Origin of the sequence: Frankia sp. AvcI1 (genome assembly GCF_001420875.1) — a bacterium.
Lineage (GTDB): Bacteria > Actinomycetota > Actinomycetes > Frankiales > Frankiaceae > Frankia > Frankia alni.
In genome coordinates this window covers 450,377-467,186 of the sequence record NZ_LJFZ01000001.1, presented here as the reverse complement: position 1 = coordinate 467,186, position 16,810 = coordinate 450,377, and the positions used below count along the sequence as shown (strand labels likewise).

The following is a 16,810-nucleotide window of genomic DNA, read 5'->3' as shown; positions in this document are numbered from 1 at the left end:
ACCGTCGACGCGGACCGTTGGACCGGACCGCGGGCAGCGGTCCGTTGACGTGGACCAGTGACGAAGGGAAGGACTACGGTGCCGAAGGCATACGTCTATACCGCGAACGGCGGCCCCGAGGTGGAGACGTTCACCGATCTGCCGGCGCCCGAGCCCGGCCCCGGTCAGCTGGCGATCGCGGTGCGCGCGGTGGGCGTCAACCCCGCAGACTGGAAGCTGCGCGACGGGCTGTCGATCCCCGGACTGCCCGACCCGGTGTTCCCCGTCGTGCTGGGGCTGGAGGCGGCCGGCGTGGTCACCGGCCTGGGCCCCCAGGTAACCGGGTTCGCGGTGGGCGACGAGGTCCTCGGGATCACCGTCGGCGGCGCCTACGCCGAGCACGCCCTGCTCGCGGCGGCGCTGGCCACGCACAAGCCGGCCGCGGTGAGCTTCCGCGACGCGGCCGCCCTGCCGGTCGCGGCGGCAACCGCGTACGACGGCGTGCACCAGTTCGCGCTGCCGCCCGGCGCGACCCTGCTGATCACCGGCGTCGGCGGCGGGGTGGGCGTGGCCGCCGCGCAGATCGCCCGGCACGCCGGGCTCACCGTCGTCGGCACGGCCAGTGCCGGGAAGAAGGACCTCGTCGAGTCCCTCGGGGTCGCCTGGGTCGAGCCGGGACCCGGCGTCGTCGACCGGGTCCGCGCGGTCGCGCCGCAGGGCGTCGACGCGATCTACGATCTCGTCGGCGGTGCGGCGCTCGAGGAGATCGCCGGGGTGCTCCCCCCGGCGGCCGGGGACGCCGCCGCCGACGCCCCGCCGCGGCTGGTCACGGCCGCGGACACGGCGACGGTCACCCGCCTCGGCGGGGTGGCCGTGCAACGGGCCCGCAACGCGGACGTGCTCGACGCCGTCGCCGGCCTCGTCGCGGCCGGCGTGCTGGACCCCCACGTCAGCGACGTCTACCCGCTGGACCGGGCGGACGCGGCCCTGCGGGCGGTGGAGACCGGTCACGCCCGCGGCAAGATCGTGATCGAGGTCGCCGGGTGACGAACCGGCACGTCCTGGACAATCCTGCCCGCTCGGCCCTGCTCGGCCCGCAGGCGCACCTCGCCGAGCGGCGCGGGGAGGTGCTGCGCTACCCGGCGGATGTGTGCCCGTTCATCGCCCTGCCCGACGAGCCGGACGAGAACACCTGGCGGGACCTGGCGACGCTGCTCGGTCCGGGCGCCCTGGTGCCGTTCACCGGCGTCGACGCGGACCTTCCGCCCGGCTGGGAGGAGGTCGGCTTCGGTCCGGGGGTCCAGATGATCGACGCCGGCGTCGACGCGGTCGGCGACGACGACGCGGTGCGCCTCGGCCCGGCGGACGTCCCGGAAATGCTCGACCTGGTGGCCCGCACGCGCCCCGGCCCGTTCCTGCCCCGCACCATCGCGCTGGGCACCTACCTCGGCATCCGCCGCGGCGGGGCGCTGGTCGCCATGGCCGGGGAACGGCTGCACCCACCGGGCTGGACCGAGATCAGCGCCGTCTGCACCGATCCGGATCAGCAGGGGACGGGGCTGGCGTCCCGGCTCGTGCGGGCGGTCGCCGCCGGGATCCGCGCCCGCGGCGAGATCCCCTTCCTGCACGCCGCCGCGACGAACACGAACGCGATCCGCCTCTACGAGGCCCTCGGTTTCCGGCTGCGGCGCACGGTGACCTTCCGCGCCGCCCGGGTCCCTGGCGCCGCGGGCGTGCCCGTGCCCGCCCAGGCCGACGCCAACGCCGACGAGCCGTTCGCCGCGCGCCCGGGCGCCGGGGAGCCGGCGGTGTGAGCGCTGCCGACCTGTCGGCGGGGCGGCGGGTCGCCGCCCGCGAGGCGGTGGCGATGGCCAGCGACCTCATCGCGTTCGACACCAGCAACCACGGCGACCCGCACGTCCGGGGCACGGAGCGGCCCGCGGCCGAGTACGTGGCCGGCCGGCTCGCCGACGTCGGCTACGACGTCACCTACCTGGAGTCCGGCGCACCCGGGCGCGGCAACGTCGTCGCCCGGCTGCCCGGCGCCGACCCGTCGCGGGGCGCCCTGCTTCTGCACGGTCACCTCGACGTCGTCCCGGCGGACGCGGCCNACTGGTCGGTGCACCCGTTCTCCGGCGAGGTGCGCGACGGCTACGTGTGGGGACGCGGCGCCGTCGACATGAAGGGCGCGGTGGCGATCATGCTGGCGGTGGCTCGCCGGCTGCGCCGCGAGGGAGCCATCCCGCCGCGGGACCTGATCTTCGCGTTCGTCGCCGACGAGGAGGCCGGCGGCTGGCACGGCGCCCGCTGGCTGGTGGACAACCGCCCCGACCTGTTCGAGGGCGCCACCGAGGCGATCGGCGAGGTCGGCGGCTTCTCCGTCACCCTGGGCTCCGCCACCGGCGGCGAGGACGTGCGCGCCTACCTGGTCCAGACGGCGGAGAAGGGCAGCATGTGGCTGCGGCTGGCGGCTCGCGGCCGCGGCGGGCACGGTTCGATGCTGCACGACGGCAACGCGATCGCGACCCTGGCGGCGGCCGTCGCCCGCCTCGACGTCCACCGCTTCCCGCTGGTGCTCACCGAGCCGATCCGGGCGCTGCTCACCGGGATCGCGGACATCACCGGAATCCCGTTCGACGAGGCCGATCCGCAGTCGGCCGTCGACCGCCTCGGCCCGCTGGCGCGCCTGATCGGGGCGGCGCTGCGGGACACCGCGAACGTGACCCTGTTCGACGCCGGCTACCGCTCCAACGTCGTTCCCGTCACGGCCCACGCCACCGTGGACGGCCGGTTCCTGCCCGGGCGGGAGGAGGCGTTCGGCCGCGAACTGGTCGAGGTGCTCGGCCCGGGGGTGCGGGCCGCGTGGGACACCCTGCCGCCCGTCCGGACGGACGTCGACGGCGCCCTGATGGCGGCGATCGCCGCGGCGATCGAGGCGGAGGACCCGGGCGCGCGGGTCCTGCCGTACCTGCTGGCCGCGGGGACGGACGCGAAGTCGTTCCAGCGGCTGGGGATCCGCCACCTCGGGTTCACGCCGCTGCGCCTGCCGCCGGAGCTGGATTTCAGCGCGCTGTTCCACGGGGTCGACGAACGGGTTCCCGTCGCGGCCCTGGAGTTCGGCACCCGCGTGCTGGATCGGCTGCTGCGAACCTGCTGACGCACCGCGTGCGGCACCGACCGGACGGGCACACCCGTGCCGGAGGGCCCGGCAGGCGGACGACGATCGGCCCTGAACTCCCGATGCGCACCGACCTACCGTCGAACCGGGCATCGCCGAAGNGGTCCGGGCGCCCCGTCGGTCCGGACGCCCACCAGCGGACGAGGGGAAGACACATGACATCGACGAGTGTGGGCGCGCCAGGTTTCACCGCCAGCGCCAGCGACAAGACCACCGTCACCCTCGACCATGCCGGAGGTGGTGTCCTGCCCGCGGCCACCTGNCTGTGGCTGCTCGCCGGCGAGCAGGTGGGCCGGGTCGCGTTCCGCGCGGACGGGGAGATCCTCGTCCTGCCGGTGAACTACGTGCTGGACGGGGACGCGATCGCGTTCCGCACGGCCACCGGCTCCAAGCTGGCCGCGGCGCTCGAGGAGGACNCCGTCGGATTCGAGGTCGACGGCCACGACCCGGTGGCCCGGGCGGGCTGGAGCGTCCTGATCAACGGCAGGGCGGTGGCGGTCACCGACCGGCAGACCCTGGCCCGGCTGGAGAAGACCGGGCTCGCCCCGTGGGCGGACCGCATCGAGCACCCGCACTGGGTGCGCATCCTGCCCGAGTCGATGACCGGCCGGGTCGTCGCCCACTCCTGACCCGCCCACACCTGACCCCCACGCGCCCGCGCCGGGCGGCCGGCCGGACGGGCGGACGAGCGGCCGGGCGGACGGCAGCCGAGCGGGTGTCAGTCCAGGCCGACGGCGAGCAGGCAGACGTCGTCGTCGCGCCCGGCGGGGGTGGTGATCTCGGTGAGGATCCCGTCGCACAGGTCCTCCAGGCCACCGCCGCGCCCGGGCTGGCCGTCCGCGCCGGGGCCGGATGCGGCCCCGGCGCTGGCAGCGGCGGCGAACGCGTCGAGGCCCAGCGACAGCGACGCCCCCCGCCGCTCCACCAGCCCGTCGCTGTAGAGCAGCAGCCGGCAGCCGGGCGGCAGCGACAACTCGCTCTGTCCGTACTGGTGACCCGGCACTGCGCCGAGAATCGGACCGTGCACCTGTTCGAGGTAGCGCGTGGACGATCCGGCGATCAGCAGCGGCGGCGGGTGGCCCGCGCAGGACCAGGTCAACCACCGCTCGCCCGGCGTGAGGTGGGCGACGACGGCGGTGGCCAGCGTCTCGTCGCCCTGACCGGCGAGGTTCGCGGCGAGCTGGGTGGTGATCTCGGCCGGGCTCCGGCCCTGCAGCGCGTATGCCCGGGTGGCCTGGTGGAGCTCCGCCATGATCGCGATCGCGCCGAGGCCGTGGCCCCCGACGTCGCCGACGACGACCATGAGCGCGCCGTCCGGCAGCACGATGGCGTCGTACCAGTCGCCGCCGATGCCGACGTCCCGACTCGCCGGCAGGTACCGGGCGCTGAGTCGCACTCCGACCGGATCGGGCAGCCGCTGCGGCAGGATCGCCCGTTGCAGGACGGCGACCAGTGTCGTCTGGCGCTCGTACAGCCGGGCCCGTTCGAGGGCGTGGGCGCAGATCCCGGCGAGGGTCTGCAGGAAAGCCTGATCACCCGGGTCGAAGTCGCGGGGCAGGTTCCAGACGAGCACGAGGACGCCGATGAGCCGGCCGGAGACGACCAGCGGCAGGTGGGCGCTGGCGTTCAGCCCGAGGACCCGCACCGTCTGGACCCGGTCCGGGTAGTCGGCGAGGTACTCGGCCCGGCTGCGGTGATAGCGGGGCCGCCGGTCGCGCACGACGTCGGCGGCGGCGGCCGGCCCGCGGATCGGCAGGGCCTGCCACATCGCGAGGACCGGCGAGGTCTCCGGGTGCACGATGCTGCGGTAGAGCTCGCCGTCCTCACCGTGGAGCATGACCGCGGCGAAGACGATCCCGAGGTCGGCGGCGGCGGTGTGCACGACCACGTCGCCGAGTTCGTCGACGGTCAGGGCCTGCCCGATCGCGTGGGTGAGGTCGAGCAGGCGGGCGGCACGCCACAGCGCGGTGGAGCCGGGGCCCCCNCCGTCGCGGTCCGTCTGCACCGAGCTGACGTCGCCGACCAGCCCGACCATCCGCGCCGCGCCGTCCGTGCCGTCCCGTACCACGGCCCCGCGGGCCTGGATCCAGCGGATCGAGCCGTCCGGGCGCAGGATCCGGTACTCCTCCAGGACGGCGCCGGCGGTGCGGGCGGCGTCGGACAGGGTCGTGCGCACGTCCGCCACGTCCTCCGGGTGGACCGTGGCGAGGGCGGCGTCGATGGTCCCGTCGAACTCGCCCGGGGCGAAACCGCACAGCGCGGCCGCCTGTTCGTCGCAGACGAGCCGACCGCTGGCCGGCTCCCAGCTCCACACGCCGATCCCGGCGCCGGCCAGGGTCAGCGACAGATCGGCGACCTCGGCGGTGGGACGCACCACCGCCGGGCCCGCCGGGGCGGTGTGTCCGGCGACGGCGTCGGCCAGATACCGCGGGTCGCCCGGGCGGCTTCGTCCCGGCCAGCGGCCCCGCAGTGCACGGACCGCGCGACCTGCCCGCAGTCCCACCTCCGCGCCGCCCTCTCCCCTCGCATCGACGCCCGGCCCGTGGCCGCGACCTGGGCGGGCCGGAACCGATGCTCCGGCCTGCCCGGTAATCCTCCCCCGGCGCACCCCTGGGCACACTATGGGGCCCGTAGCCGACCGACCCGGCAGCGACGCTCGCGTCGGCGGAACCGAGCGTGGGCCCGCTGCGCGCGGGACTATTCGAGAATGTCGATGACACCGGCCGCGTCGAAGCCCCGCAGCAGCGACTCGTTGGCGGAGATCAGGTGGCGACGCCAGAACCGCTCGGCCTCGTCCGCCTCGCCGGCGCGGACCAGGCTGATCAGCTTCTCGTAGGCCCGGACCGCCCGGCGGTACTGCAACTGCACCTCGTCCGGCTCGGACTCGAAGTGCGACCTCGTCGCGGTCGCCATGTGCCGGGCGAGGATCTCCTGGATCATGCCGGCCGTGACCACGAGCGCCCGGTTGCCGGACTGCTCGACGACGACCTCGTGGAACCGGGCGAAGCCGGCTCCGACGGCGCCACCGCTGTCGTCCTGGGCCAGGTTGGCGGTCAGGTCGTCGAGCGCCGCGACGAGCGCCGCGATCGCGTCGTCGGAACCCCGGTCGGCGACCAGCCATGCGGCCAGCGGTTCGATCCCGAGGCGCGCGACGAGCACCTCACCGAGGGTGGTGCCCGCGACGGCGAGCAGCAGCCCGGCCGGGCGGGCGACCATCTCGGGGCCCGGTACCCGGATGCGGGCGCCGGTGCGGGAGCCACGACGGACCTCGACGAGGGACTCGGCCTCCAGCACCCGCACGGCCTCGCGCAACGTCGGGCGGGAGACGCCGAAGTGAGNCATGAGCTCCGCCTCGCGGGGCAGGTAGTCGCCGTCGCGCAGCTCGCCCGTGACGATCATGCGGCGCAGTCTGCGGGTGAGCAGTTCGGCCGTCTTCGGGGACCGCACGTCCGCCCCGGACCGGCCCTCCGGCAGAGAGAAGACCGGCGCGGCCATGGGATCGACTCCTCGCATTGCACAGAACGTCGGACGCCGCGGATGACCGCCGCACTTCCGGTCAGGGCCGCGGGATCGCGGCAACACAGCCATGCTACTACAGAGTAAACCTAGTTAGCTTTGAGGCGATTGCGACCCCGGTGACCCGTGATGCGTGCCCGGTCGCAAAACGATACCTGCCGGATCGGACCGGGCGGCGGGCGCGCCCGACGACGTGACCATCACCGCACCTCGTACCCGCCGCGGGTCGTCGGCTGGGTGCGTGACGTGCCCGGCGGGGTCGCGACCTGCACGTAGAGCAGGCCGGTGCGCAGGGCCTGCGTCCGTGTGGAGTCCAGGGACTCCCAGATCGCCCGCACGGTCTGCTGGACCGCCACGGTCGGATGGCGGGCGATGCGCTCCGCGATGTCCTGCGCCCGCGACCACAGCTGGTCACGGGGGACGACCTCACTGACGANACCGATCTCGTGGGCCCGCCTGGCCGACATCCGCTCGTCGTTACCGAGCAGCGCCATGCGCAGCACCTCGCCGATCGGGATGCGCCGCGCCAGCCCGATCGGCTCCAGCGCCGCGGTCATGCCGAAGGTGACGTGCGGGTCGAAGAAGGTCGCACCCTCGCCGGCGATGATGATGTCGGCCTCGTTCAGCCAGTACAGCGCCCCGCCCGCGGCCATGCCCTGCACCGCGCACACGAGCGGCTTCCAGCACTGGTTGAACTTCGGGGAGAGGTAGGCGGNCGGGTCGACCTGCTTGAGGGGCTCCTTCGCGAGGTCGTAGCCCTCGACCACGTCGACGCCGGTGCTGAAGGCGCNCNCCCCCTGCGCCCGCAGGACGACGACGTGNACGTCGTCGGTGACGGCNGCGAAGTCCCAGATCGCCCGGAAGTCGTCCAGCACCTCCTGGTTGAACGCGTTGAGCCGGTCAGGCCGGTTGAGGGTCAGGGTGAGGACATGATCATCACCGAGCGTGACGAGGACGCTCTTCAACACGGGTACCTCGGCCGGCATGGCGTTGCCTCCTCGTATCGGCGATCCGCCGGCGCCTCGGCGGGCCAGACGGCGCACAGGGCGCGGCCNCTACGGCGACGCACTCGAGGAACATATATAACTCAGTAGGCGAAGACGGTTCAACCCTTCCGGGTCGGTGCCCTCACGGCGACCTGCGCCCGCCGCCGCAATCGTCCTCCCTACGGGCTTCCAGGTAACCTTTCCCNCCAGCCCGCCGAATGTCCTGCCGGACGGACGGACGGACGGGCGGGCGGCCCGGCCGGCCAGGCGGCTCTGATATGCGAAGTTCTCGGCGGGCCCACCGCGCGACGCAACTCGCCGGATCAGTACGTACCTCCGTGATCAGCGAAACCGACCGGGCCCGTCGGGATGAATCACACAGGCCGGACAACTCGCCACACTCTGTGCCACCGCCACACCGGCGAGAGGTCCCGATTTGCCACCGCAGTCGGCGTCGCGCACCACCGACGGGCTCGGAACCGCCTCGCCGGCACCACATTCTCGACAGCAGCCCACCCAAACCTCGACGGACGGTCAGCCACGATCCGGATGGAACACCCACGCCCGCAGGAGCATAAACCGGACGATAGTGGCCAGAACGCCGCTGGCCAGCACGGTGACTATCTCCGAGAGNACCCCCGAGGTCTGCCACAGCAGATGCAGAATGGCCAGCGCCGCACTGGAGATGATCAGGCCCACCCCGAAGACCATCGCGGACTCCACGAACTGGCGTGCCCACCGCTGACGGCCGGTGCGACGGAACGTGAAGCGGCGATTCGCCCAGGTGTTTCCCACCACCGTGACGCACAGGGCGAGGAGGTTGGCGTCGAATGCCGACAGGACTGCCCTGAGTAGGGCGTAGAGGACGACGTACGACAGGGTCGAGATGGTTCCGATGATCGCGAACGGGCCGAGCTGGGCCCTCATCCGGGCCGGCAGCCGCGCCGAGGCCAGCTCGGCCGGCAGCTCGACGCGCCCCCGACCAGCGAGGATGCGCAGCCCCACCCCCCACATCCCACGCAGGTCCTCCAGTGCGGTGGCGACGACGTCGACCCGNGAGTCCGGGTCGTCCACCCAGTCGACGGGCACCTCGTGAATCCGCAACCGATTACGGTCGGCCAGCAACAGCAGCTCGGTGTCGAAGAACCAGTTATCGTTGCGGACCGCGGGCAGCAGTATCCGGGCCACGTCTGACCNCATTGCCTTGAAACCACACTGGGCATCCCGGAACGAGCTCCGGAAGAATACCCGAAGCAGACTGTTGTAGCAGCGGGAGATGATTTCCCGCTTCGGGCCGCGGACGACTCGGGCGCCGCGCCGAAGTCGGGATCCTATGGCAATCTCGGAATGCCCGGACAACAACGGTGCCGTCAGCGGGAGGAACGCATCGAGATCNGTGGAAAGGTCAACGTCCATGTAACAGACAATATCGGCGTCCGATGCCGACCACGCCTCGCGCAGCGCCAGACCCCGACCTTTGACATCGAGATGACGAACCTGGACTCGAGGCAGTTCCTCTGCCAACCGGTCGGCGACGATCAGTGTTCGATCCGTACTGGCGTTGTCGACGATCGTGATGCGCCACTCATAGGGATACCGTTCGGTCAGATAGGTGTGCAGGCGACGCACACTTTTTTCCAGCACCGCCTCCTCGTTGTAGACCGGAATCATCACCTCGACGAGGTTCAGGGCGGGGGGTTTCGACGTGCGCGGCGCAACCGCGCCAGTCAGCGACTGCATGGTTCCTCCTTGGGCGGCCAGATGGCCGGGGCCGGCATTTACGGCCGGCGAAGGCGGGCGGCGAAGGCGGGCGGCCCGGGACGGCCGATGGGGACGGCTGGGATCACCAGCCGAACGAACGCGGGCGAGGCCGGTCGATCCGGGTCGGCCTAGGCCGTCGGCGCCTGGCAGTCGTAGAGGTTCAGCGAGAAGGCGTCCGCGAGAATGCGGAAGTCCTGCAGGAGTTCCACCGGCGAAATGTCGATGGCGGGCTTCGGGATCCCGCCGGCACCGAACGGCGAGGCCGGCGCACCACCCGTTGCGGCACCCCCGACGCCAGGGACACCCGGCGCACCACCCGGTGCCGCCTGGCCGAGCAGCGACACCAGGCCACTGCCCCCGCCGTACTTCGCCGCGGGCACGAGGGTGCAGGAGTGCCGCACCCAGGCGTCCCGCTCCCCGGCGATCGGCGCGGCCAACGCGCTTATCAGGCTCCCGCCGGAGGCACCCCCGCCGAGCAGCAGCACGTGGCGCAGGGCATGGGAACGGACGAGGGCGGCGAGACCAGAGACGGTCGGCGCCGGGTCGCTGCCGAGGAAGCCGCCCATCGGCATCACCGCCTCGCCGGTGTGGGCGATGGTCGGCGCGGCCAGCGGATCGGTGTCGACCGCGACCAGGAACTTCGCGCCCTCTCGGTGGGCCCGCAGGTAGGCGAGCAACGAGGGGGTGACCAGGTCGACGGACAATCCCCTCGTCACCGGCTGCGCCGACCGGGTGAGCTGGGGGAACGCCTCGGTGAGCTGACGCAGCGCACGGAGGGCCGGGTTGTCCGCCAGCTGCGCCGGAAGCGCGAGGTCGAGTGGGCTGGACGTGGTCCTCGGCGGGCCGACGACGGGGTCGCTGCCCTGGCTCGGATGGCGCAGCGGGGTGAGTGCGAACGCCGTGGGCGCGGCCAGCACGACGGCCAGGGCGAGCACGCCGGCGAGGGCCGCGGTGGCCGGTGCCGCGCGCCCGCGCGCCGGTTCGCCCGGGCCCCCCGCGCGCCGGGCGGCCCGGGCGGCGAGCGCCAGCATCCCGGCGCTGATCACCGCGGCGACGATCAGAGTGGGCCGCAACCAGGCGTTCCACGTCGGGGTGCGCCGCAGGACCAGCACGGCGACGGCCACGGTCGAGACCAGGCCGGCGACGGCGNCCAGGGTGGTGGGCACCCGCCCGCCGGCACCCACGCCCCCGGCCGACCAGGCCGCCGCGGCCAGGGCGAAGCCCACGCCGACCAGAGCGGCGAACGCCGGGGCCGCCTCCCCGACGTAGTACGGGTGGAACGCGCCCCGGGCGAAGCTGAGGACCAGCCAGCACAGCAGCGCCCAGGTTCCCCAGAGCAGCACCGCCGCGCGGGCCGGGTCGGTCCGCGGGGCCCGCCGGCGCTGCCACAGGCCGAGCAGCGCCGCTGCCACCGCCACCGGGATGAGCCAGGCGATCAGGCCGCCGGTGGTGGCGTCGAAGAACCGGCCCGGCCCCCGCCGGGAGCCGAGCACCGCACCGAAGGCGCCCTGGCCGCCGCTGCCGTCGACCCGCCCCAGCCCGTTGTAACCGAAGACCAGATCCCGGACGGTGTTGTCGGTCGAACCGCCCACGAACGGGCGGTGTGCCTTCGGAGTCAGGTCGACCAGGGCCATCCAGGCCCCGCTCGCCACCACCAGCGCGAGCGTGGCGGCGCCGAGCAGGGCCAGCCGGCGGCGCAGCCCGCCCGGGGCCGCAACCAGGTAGACCAGGCCGAGGGCGGGCACAACGAGGTAGGCCTGCAACATCTTCGCGTCGAACGCGAGGCCCACGCAGACGGCGGCCAGGGCGAGCAGCCGGCCGCTGTCNTGGCGCACGGAGGCGACCAGCGCCCAGGCCGCCAGCACCAGCAGCATCACCATGAACGGGTCGGGGTTGTTGAATCGCGCCGTGCTGACGAACACCGGGGTGACGGTCAGGGCGAGGGCGGCGACGAGCCCGCCCAGGGCGCCGACCTGCGCGCGCACCGCGTGGTACAGGGCGAACACCGTCACAGTCCCGGNGGCGGCGGCCGGCACCAGCAGGCTCCAGCTCGACAGGCCGAACATCCACACGCTCGCCGCCTGCACCCACAACGCGAGCGGCGGCTTGTCGACGGTGATGAAGCCGGCCGGGTCGAGAGCGCCGAACACATAGTTGTGCCACGAACCACTCATCGAACGGGCCGCGGCGGCGTAGTAGACGTTGCCGTAACCGTTGCGGTCCAGCCGCCACAGATTGAGCACCGCTCCGAAGATCAGGACTGCGGCCAGTGCCGCCCATTCCACCGGGCGACTCAGGCGGATTCCCGTGCATCCGCTCGCTTCGTCGCCCGCCGGCTCGGAAAATAAGGACGGGCGCTCATCGGATAGCCTGGTAGAGCTGTTTTCACCGCCGGCCCTCGCGTCGGTGATCTGCGTGTCCCGGGTGGCCTTCATGAAACTCCTTCCGTACCCCTCGCATACCGCTGAGACGGTAGAGCGACGGTGTGACCCGCCGCATCCGAAGGAACCCCGTTCGGGGTAGGAATCAGGATCCTCATCCGGGTCTTCCCCGCCCCTCCGCGGGAGTCTGTTCTCGCACATCGGAGCGGGCGGCATTGACGGCATGGCCAGGCTGNGGGATAACCTTTTCGATGTAGCCGACAGTGGGGTCCGGTGAAGGCATGCCGAGCCCGGGTGGAGTGGGTGTGGCGGCGCACTCACTCCACCCGGGGCCGGATCATGCACGGCCTCCCACAAAGGTGGTGTACGGCTGATCCCCTGCCCGACCCTCGGATGAATTTCCGGACTGTCGGCGATGGGCCGGTGATGCTCCTCCGGAGCGGTCGGGTAAACCGGAGTGGACAGGGAGAGGAGCACGATGGGCCCAGTGGTTTCGGACTCGTCCGCCGTGCAGGTGCGCCTGCACCGGACGATGACCGCCGCCGGCTTCGACCGAGCGTCGGGTCCTTTCACCACCGAGAACCAACCGACCGACGCGCGGACCCAGCGGGAACGGGTTCGCCTGGCCCAGATCGAGCTGTTGGAGCTCAGCGCGCAGCTCACAACGCCCCACCTGCGACGCCAGATCCTGCGCATCTACTCGCTGCTACGCAGTGAGCCGGTGACGCAGAGTCCGGCGAAGCCACCGCCCTTCCGTCTCACTCTGNGTGAGATGGAGGTGCTCACTCTGGTGGCCACAGGCTGCTCCAACGTCGAGGCGGCGGAGCAGCTCACCATCCGGNCCGAGACGGTCAAGACCTACATGCGCAGCATCATGCGCAAGATGGGCGTCCGGAACCGGACCGCGGCGGTGCACACCGCCCGGCAGATCGGTCTGCTGGACTGAGCAGTCTCCGATCGGGTCGGCGAGGCGGTACAACTCCCACCGCCGGCGCCGCCCCATCTCAGCAACACCGGCATCTCAGTGCCACCGGCACCACCGGCACTGGCAGGCGCCACCACCGACGGGCCACCGCAGGCACCGCCCCCCGCGGGCCACGCCGCGATCCGTCGGTCCGCTCCGGCACCCCCTCCATGCCGGATCGCGACCACTCCGGAACATGACACAGGGCTCGGATCGGACGACGTCGTCCGATCCGAGCCCCGGTCGTCGGCGCCCGAGGGCACCGACGGGCGCGACGGCCCTGGCTAGCCGGCGGCGAACAGGCTGGCCGCGTCGACCGTCTTGACGTCGGTCGCCTTGGTGCCCTTGAGGGTCGCCTCGACGGAGCTGGCCGAGCACAGCGCCTTCAGGCTGGGGATGGCGCTGCCGTCGCAGGAGAACGTCAGCCCGTGACCGGCGGGCATCGCGATGTTCTTCGCCGCCTTCAGAGTCGAGGTCACCGAGGCCGGGGTGACGTCGCCGCTGATGCCCTTGAGCGCCCGCGCGAGGCCGAGCACCGTCTGGTAGCCGGTGACCGCGTAGCCGTCGGTCTGCGTCTTCGGCGTGTACTTGGCCATCACCGTGCGGTACAGCTTCGCCTCCGTGTCGTCGGAGTCGGTGTCCGANGGCGTGAACAGGACGGAGNCGTCGAGCGCGCCCGGCGCCGCGTCGTCGACGGCCTTCGACACACACGGCTGGATCACGAACTTCGGCTGGGTCGCCCCCACGGCCTGGAATGCCTTGAACACCGAGGTGCAGTGGGTGGCGTCGCCGACGAGCGCGAGGGCGTCCGGCTTCTTGGCGATCGCCGAGGTCACCTGGGAGGTGGCGTCGGCCGCGCCCCGGGGGATGGAGATCACGTCCAGGTCCACGCCGGACTTCTGGAACACCGGCTTGCCGAGCGCGTTCGCCCCGGTGATGGCGGCAGGCACGTCCGTGACGAACAGCGCCACCCGCTTGTAGCCCTTCGCCTTCGCGTAGCTCGCCATCGTGCCCAGCGTGGCGGGGAAGGCCCCGGTCCAGGAGAACACGCCGTCGGTGGCGAACTCGGAGCCGGCGGTCGCGGTGCCCGTCACGTACGGGATCTTCGCGCCGGCGATGATCGGCACGAGGGTGTCCCCGAAGCCGGTGGTTCCGGTGCCGACCGCGGTGACCTTCTGTTCGACCATGTCGTTGGCGCAGGTGCGGGCGGAGGCCGCGTCCTCCTGCGACTTGCAGACGACGAGCTGGATGGGCCGACCGCCGATGCCGCCGAGATAGTCGTTGGCGTAGGCGGCGGCGGCCTGGGCGCCCTCGCGGACCTCGGGCAGGGAAACCGCGCTGCCACCCTCCGCGGTGATGAAGCCGATCTTCACCGCCGCACCGGCCGCCTTCGTGCCCGGCGGCAGCGTCACGGCGGCCGCGGTGGCCCCGGCCGAACCCCCCGAGTCGCCACCGTCGCTGCCGCTGCTGCCGCAGGCCGCCGGTAGCACTGCCAGGCCGAGGACTAAGAACGCCGCTCCCACCCGCACGCCGCGGCGTCCGTCATGTCTATGCCTGATCCTCGCGCCCACTGCTCCTCCATCTCACGTCGGGCCACCCGACAGCAGGCGGGTGGCCCCGCCCACCGAGCGGCCCGGTCAGCCCTGGTCAGTCCTGGTCCGGCCCGTCCTCGCCGGCAGCGGGGGCCGCAGCCACCCGAAAGCGCAACATAGCTTACTTGGTGAGCTATGTTATTGGGGTCACCGAATTCGTCAAGGGAACGGAGGCGATGACCGCCTTTTCGCGCAGGACTATCCGTGCCAACCGGGACGCGCTCATCCCGGTTGGGACATCGGCGGTCGCCCGACACAAAAGTCCCCCGCCACGCCGGCACTGCCGAGCCAAAACGACCCGTCGGCCGGCACGCCTCCGGCCCGCACTCCGGCAGGCACTACTGAAGCACTACCGAAGAATGACCCCGACCCAAAAACAGTATTGGCGACCCACCGAAGGCAATACGCCAACGCTCAGGCGGCTACCTCCCGCGGAGCATGCCGCTCGCTGAGATAGGCCCGTTCCAGCAGCTCGGGATTTGCCCGCAGCTCGGCCGCCGGTCCGGACAGCACCTCCTCGCCGTGCGCGAGCACGATCGCGTGGTCGGCGATGCCCATGACGAGGTGCACGTGCTGCTCGACGAGCACCACCGCCGCCGACGTGTCCGTGGCCACCGCTCGCACGACCGGCAGGAGCTCCTGCACGATCACCGGGGCGAGACCCATGCTGAGCTCGTCGATCAGCAGGATGCGCGGGCGCTGCACGAGCGCCCGTCCGATCGCGAGCATCTGCTGCTCACCGCCGGAGAGCATCCCCGCCCGAACGTCGAGCCGCTTGCGCAGCGCCGGAAAGTAGTCCAGCACCTCGTCGACGCTCAGCCCACCCTTGACCCGCCCGAGCTGGAGGTTCTCCCGGGAGGTCAACGTGGTGAACAGGGACCGGTCGTCGGGCACGAGCACCACGCCGAGCCTGGACAGCGCGCGCGGGCTGGCCCGGTGCACGTCCTGCCCGTGCACGGCGACCTCGCCGCCGAGCGCGGGCAGCAGCCCGGNGAGCGTCAGCAGGACCGTGGTCTTGCCCGCGCCGTTCGGCCCGAGCAGGGCGACGACCTCGCCCTCCCGCAGCGTCAGCTCGAAGCCGCGCACCACCGGCACCCGGTCGTAGCCCGCGTTCAGTCCGCGGGTCTGCAGCAGGACGCTCAACCGACGCTCTCCTTCTCCAGCGGTGCCGACGGTCCGGGCGGGGTCGCCGCGGTGGACGTGGTCGTACCGGCGCCGGCGTCCGCCGGGTCGGCGGCCGCGCCGGCCGGCGCGGACACCTCACCGGCCGACGCGGCCGCATCGGCGGGCGCGGCGGCGGGCGCGTCTGCCGCCGTCGCGGACTGCGACGCGACGGGCGCGCTGCCGAGGTACGCCTCGGCGACCGCCGGATGGTTCTTGATCTCCTCGGGCGTGCCGCTGGCGATCACCGCGCCGAGGGCCAACACGACGATCCGGTCGCAGACGCCGAGCACGAGGTTCATGTCGTGGTCGACGAGCACGATCGTCACCCCGGTGCGGGCCACCTCCCGCAGCCGTTCACCGAGCCAGAGGCTCTCGGTGCTGTCCAGACCGCCGGCCGGCTCGTCGAGCAGGAGCACCCGCGGCCGGCCGGCGAGCGCTCGGGCGATCGAGACGAGCTGGCGGTGGCCCTGCGACAGCTCGCGGACGGGGCGCTCGCGGACCTCGTGCAGCTGCAGCGCGCGGTAGAGCCGGTCGAGGTAGTCGGCGTGGTCGGCGGGCAGCCGCCCGCCGCCGCCGCGGGCCGCGGTCTCCCCGACGGAGACGTTTTCGGCGACCGAGAGGTCCTCGTACAGCTCGATGCCCTGGAAGGTACGGCCCAGACCCTTGCGGATCCGGTGGTGCGGCTTGAGCCCGTCGAGCCGGACGCCCTCGAACTCGACCTCGCCGCTGGCGGCGGTGAACCCGCTGATCGCGTCGATCAGAGTGGTCTTGCCCGCGCCGTTCGGACCGATCAGGCCGATGACCTGGCCATGGCCGAAGTCGAGGCTGACGTCCTGCACGGCCCGCACGCCGCCGTACTGCACCCCGACCGAGCGCAGGGTGAGCAGGATCCGCTCGGCGTCGGCGCTCGCCGCCGCCGCGACGGAGGCGGCGGCGACCGGCACCACCGCGGGGGCCGCACCCGGCTCGGCGGCCGAGGCGGGCTCGGACGCCAGAGCGGGCTCGGACGCCAGAGCGGGCTCGGTGGCGGGTTCGGCGGCGGCGGGGGCGGGGGCGGGGGCGGGTTCGGTGGCGGGGGTCGATGCGGTCGCCGGGGCGGCGGCGTCGGCCGGTTCGCCCGCCGGGATGATCGCCGGGATGGCGTCGGCGGTGGGCAGGACCGGCGGCTCGGCGCGCAGCCGCTTCGCCCGCTGCGCCGACCACCAGGCGTGCACCGGGCCGACGGCGCCCTCCGGGTTGAGCAGCACCGACAGGACCAGGGCGACACCCGTGATGACCTGGTACCAGCT

General features: G+C 72.8%; 11 protein-coding genes and 15 pseudogenes. 8 read left to right on the top strand and 18 right to left on the bottom strand.

Going from position 1 to position 16,810, the window contains the following annotated elements:
* The first annotated feature begins 78 nt into the window (after positions 1 to 78).
* The 6 genes and pseudogenes from UK94_RS02010 to UK94_RS36850 all read left to right on the top strand — a co-directional run.
* Positions 79 to 1,026: an NADP-dependent oxidoreductase gene (locus UK94_RS02010; RefSeq protein ID WP_041939578.1), complete on the top strand. Its 948-nt coding sequence runs from the start codon at positions 79 to 81 to the stop codon at positions 1,024 to 1,026.
* Positions 1,023 to 1,793, top strand: coding sequence for a GNAT family N-acetyltransferase (locus UK94_RS02005; RefSeq protein WP_011605962.1), 771 nt, complete (start codon positions 1,023 to 1,025; stop codon positions 1,791 to 1,793). The genes UK94_RS02010 and UK94_RS02005 overlap by 4 nt, the downstream gene beginning before the upstream one ends.
* A pseudogene (locus UK94_RS36860) lies at positions 1,790 to 2,089 on the top strand (hypothetical protein); the annotation flags it as partial. The gene UK94_RS02005 and the pseudogene UK94_RS36860, both read left to right, overlap by 4 nt.
* Position 2,090: 1 nt before the next feature.
* The coding region (locus UK94_RS02000) for a M20/M25/M40 family metallo-hydrolase (protein ID WP_235486101.1) at positions 2,091 to 3,136 on the top strand (1,046 nt) is incomplete at its 5' end.
* 284 nt (positions 3,137 to 3,420) lie between these two features.
* Positions 3,421 to 3,573 (top strand): annotated as a pseudogene (locus UK94_RS36855) (pyridoxamine 5'-phosphate oxidase family protein); the annotation flags it as partial.
* Between the two features lies 1 nt (position 3,574).
* The coding region (locus UK94_RS36850) for a pyridoxamine 5'-phosphate oxidase family protein (RefSeq protein ID WP_235486099.1) at positions 3,575 to 3,786 on the top strand (212 nt) is incomplete at its 5' end.
* 89 nt (positions 3,787 to 3,875) lie between these two features.
* On the opposite strand, the gene UK94_RS01990 is transcribed toward UK94_RS36850, so the two are convergent.
* The 13 genes and pseudogenes from UK94_RS01990 to UK94_RS36785 form a co-directional block, all read right to left on the bottom strand.
* On the bottom strand, positions 3,876 to 5,069 hold the full coding sequence (locus UK94_RS01990) for a SpoIIE family protein phosphatase (protein WP_268761187.1): 1,194 nt from the start codon (positions 5,067 to 5,069) through the stop codon (positions 3,876 to 3,878).
* A 73-nt stretch (positions 5,070 to 5,142) separates the two neighbouring features.
* Positions 5,143 to 5,471, bottom strand: a 329-nt coding sequence (locus UK94_RS36845) for a PAS domain-containing protein (RefSeq protein WP_235486218.1), incomplete at its 3' end; no start/stop codon positions are given.
* A 383-nt stretch (positions 5,472 to 5,854) separates the two neighbouring features.
* Positions 5,855 to 6,495: pseudogene (locus tag UK94_RS01985) on the bottom strand (FCD domain-containing protein); the annotation flags it as partial.
* Between the two features lies 1 nt (position 6,496).
* Positions 6,497 to 6,652: pseudogene (locus tag UK94_RS72585) on the bottom strand (GntR family transcriptional regulator); the annotation flags it as partial.
* Positions 6,653 to 6,873: 221 nt separating this feature from the next.
* Positions 6,874 to 7,109 (bottom strand): annotated as a pseudogene (locus tag UK94_RS36835) (enoyl-CoA hydratase/isomerase family protein); the annotation flags it as partial.
* Between the two features lies 1 nt (position 7,110).
* Positions 7,111 to 7,388 (bottom strand): annotated as a pseudogene (locus tag UK94_RS36830) (enoyl-CoA hydratase/isomerase family protein); the annotation flags it as partial.
* Position 7,389: 1 nt separating this feature from the next.
* Positions 7,390 to 7,463, bottom strand: a pseudogene (locus tag UK94_RS36825) (hypothetical protein); the annotation flags it as partial.
* Positions 7,464 to 7,513: 50 nt separating this feature from the next.
* Positions 7,514 to 7,659 (bottom strand): annotated as a pseudogene (locus UK94_RS36810) (enoyl-CoA hydratase/isomerase family protein); the annotation flags it as partial.
* Between the two features lie 534 nt (positions 7,660 to 8,193).
* A pseudogene (locus UK94_RS36805) lies at positions 8,194 to 8,292 on the bottom strand (hypothetical protein); the annotation flags it as partial.
* 1 nt (position 8,293) lies between these two features.
* The coding region (locus UK94_RS36800; RefSeq protein ID WP_235486215.1) for a GtrA family protein at positions 8,294 to 8,586 on the bottom strand (293 nt) is incomplete at its 3' end.
* A 270-nt stretch (positions 8,587 to 8,856) separates the two neighbouring features.
* Positions 8,857 to 9,054 (bottom strand): annotated as a pseudogene (locus UK94_RS36795) (glycosyltransferase family 2 protein); the annotation flags it as partial.
* Between the two features lies 1 nt (position 9,055).
* Positions 9,056 to 9,330: glycosyltransferase (locus UK94_RS36790; RefSeq protein ID WP_235486212.1), on the bottom strand; the 275-nt coding region annotated here is incomplete at its 3' end.
* A 2,111-nt stretch (positions 9,331 to 11,441) separates the two neighbouring features.
* Positions 11,442 to 11,855: pseudogene (locus UK94_RS36785) on the bottom strand (hypothetical protein); the annotation flags it as partial.
* Between the two features lie 713 nt (positions 11,856 to 12,568).
* On the opposite strand from UK94_RS36785, the pseudogene UK94_RS36780 reads away from it, so the two are divergent.
* A pseudogene (locus UK94_RS36780) lies at positions 12,569 to 12,642 on the top strand (DNA-binding response regulator); the annotation flags it as partial.
* Position 12,643: 1 nt separating this feature from the next.
* Positions 12,644 to 12,747 (top strand): LuxR C-terminal-related transcriptional regulator (locus UK94_RS36775; RefSeq protein WP_235486210.1); only part of this gene is annotated, 104 nt, incomplete at its 5' end.
* Positions 12,748 to 13,049: 302 nt separating this feature from the next.
* On the opposite strand, the pseudogene UK94_RS36770 reads toward UK94_RS36775, so the two are convergent.
* From UK94_RS36770 to UK94_RS36750, 5 genes and pseudogenes are all read right to left on the bottom strand, one after another.
* A pseudogene (locus UK94_RS36770) lies at positions 13,050 to 13,409 on the bottom strand (ABC transporter substrate-binding protein); the annotation flags it as partial.
* A 20-nt stretch (positions 13,410 to 13,429) separates the two neighbouring features.
* Positions 13,430 to 14,138, bottom strand: a 709-nt coding sequence (locus tag UK94_RS36760) for an ABC transporter substrate-binding protein (RefSeq protein WP_235486208.1), incomplete at its 3' end; no start/stop codon positions are given.
* A 633-nt stretch (positions 14,139 to 14,771) separates the two neighbouring features.
* Positions 14,772 to 15,349: pseudogene (locus UK94_RS01955) on the bottom strand (ATP-binding cassette domain-containing protein); the annotation flags it as partial.
* Position 15,350: 1 nt separating this feature from the next.
* Positions 15,351 to 15,500 (bottom strand): ATP-binding cassette domain-containing protein (locus UK94_RS36755; RefSeq protein ID WP_235486206.1); only part of this gene is annotated, 150 nt, incomplete at its 3' end.
* Positions 15,497 to 16,810: pseudogene (locus UK94_RS36750) on the bottom strand (ABC transporter ATP-binding protein); the annotation flags it as partial. The gene UK94_RS36755 and the pseudogene UK94_RS36750, both read right to left, overlap by 4 nt.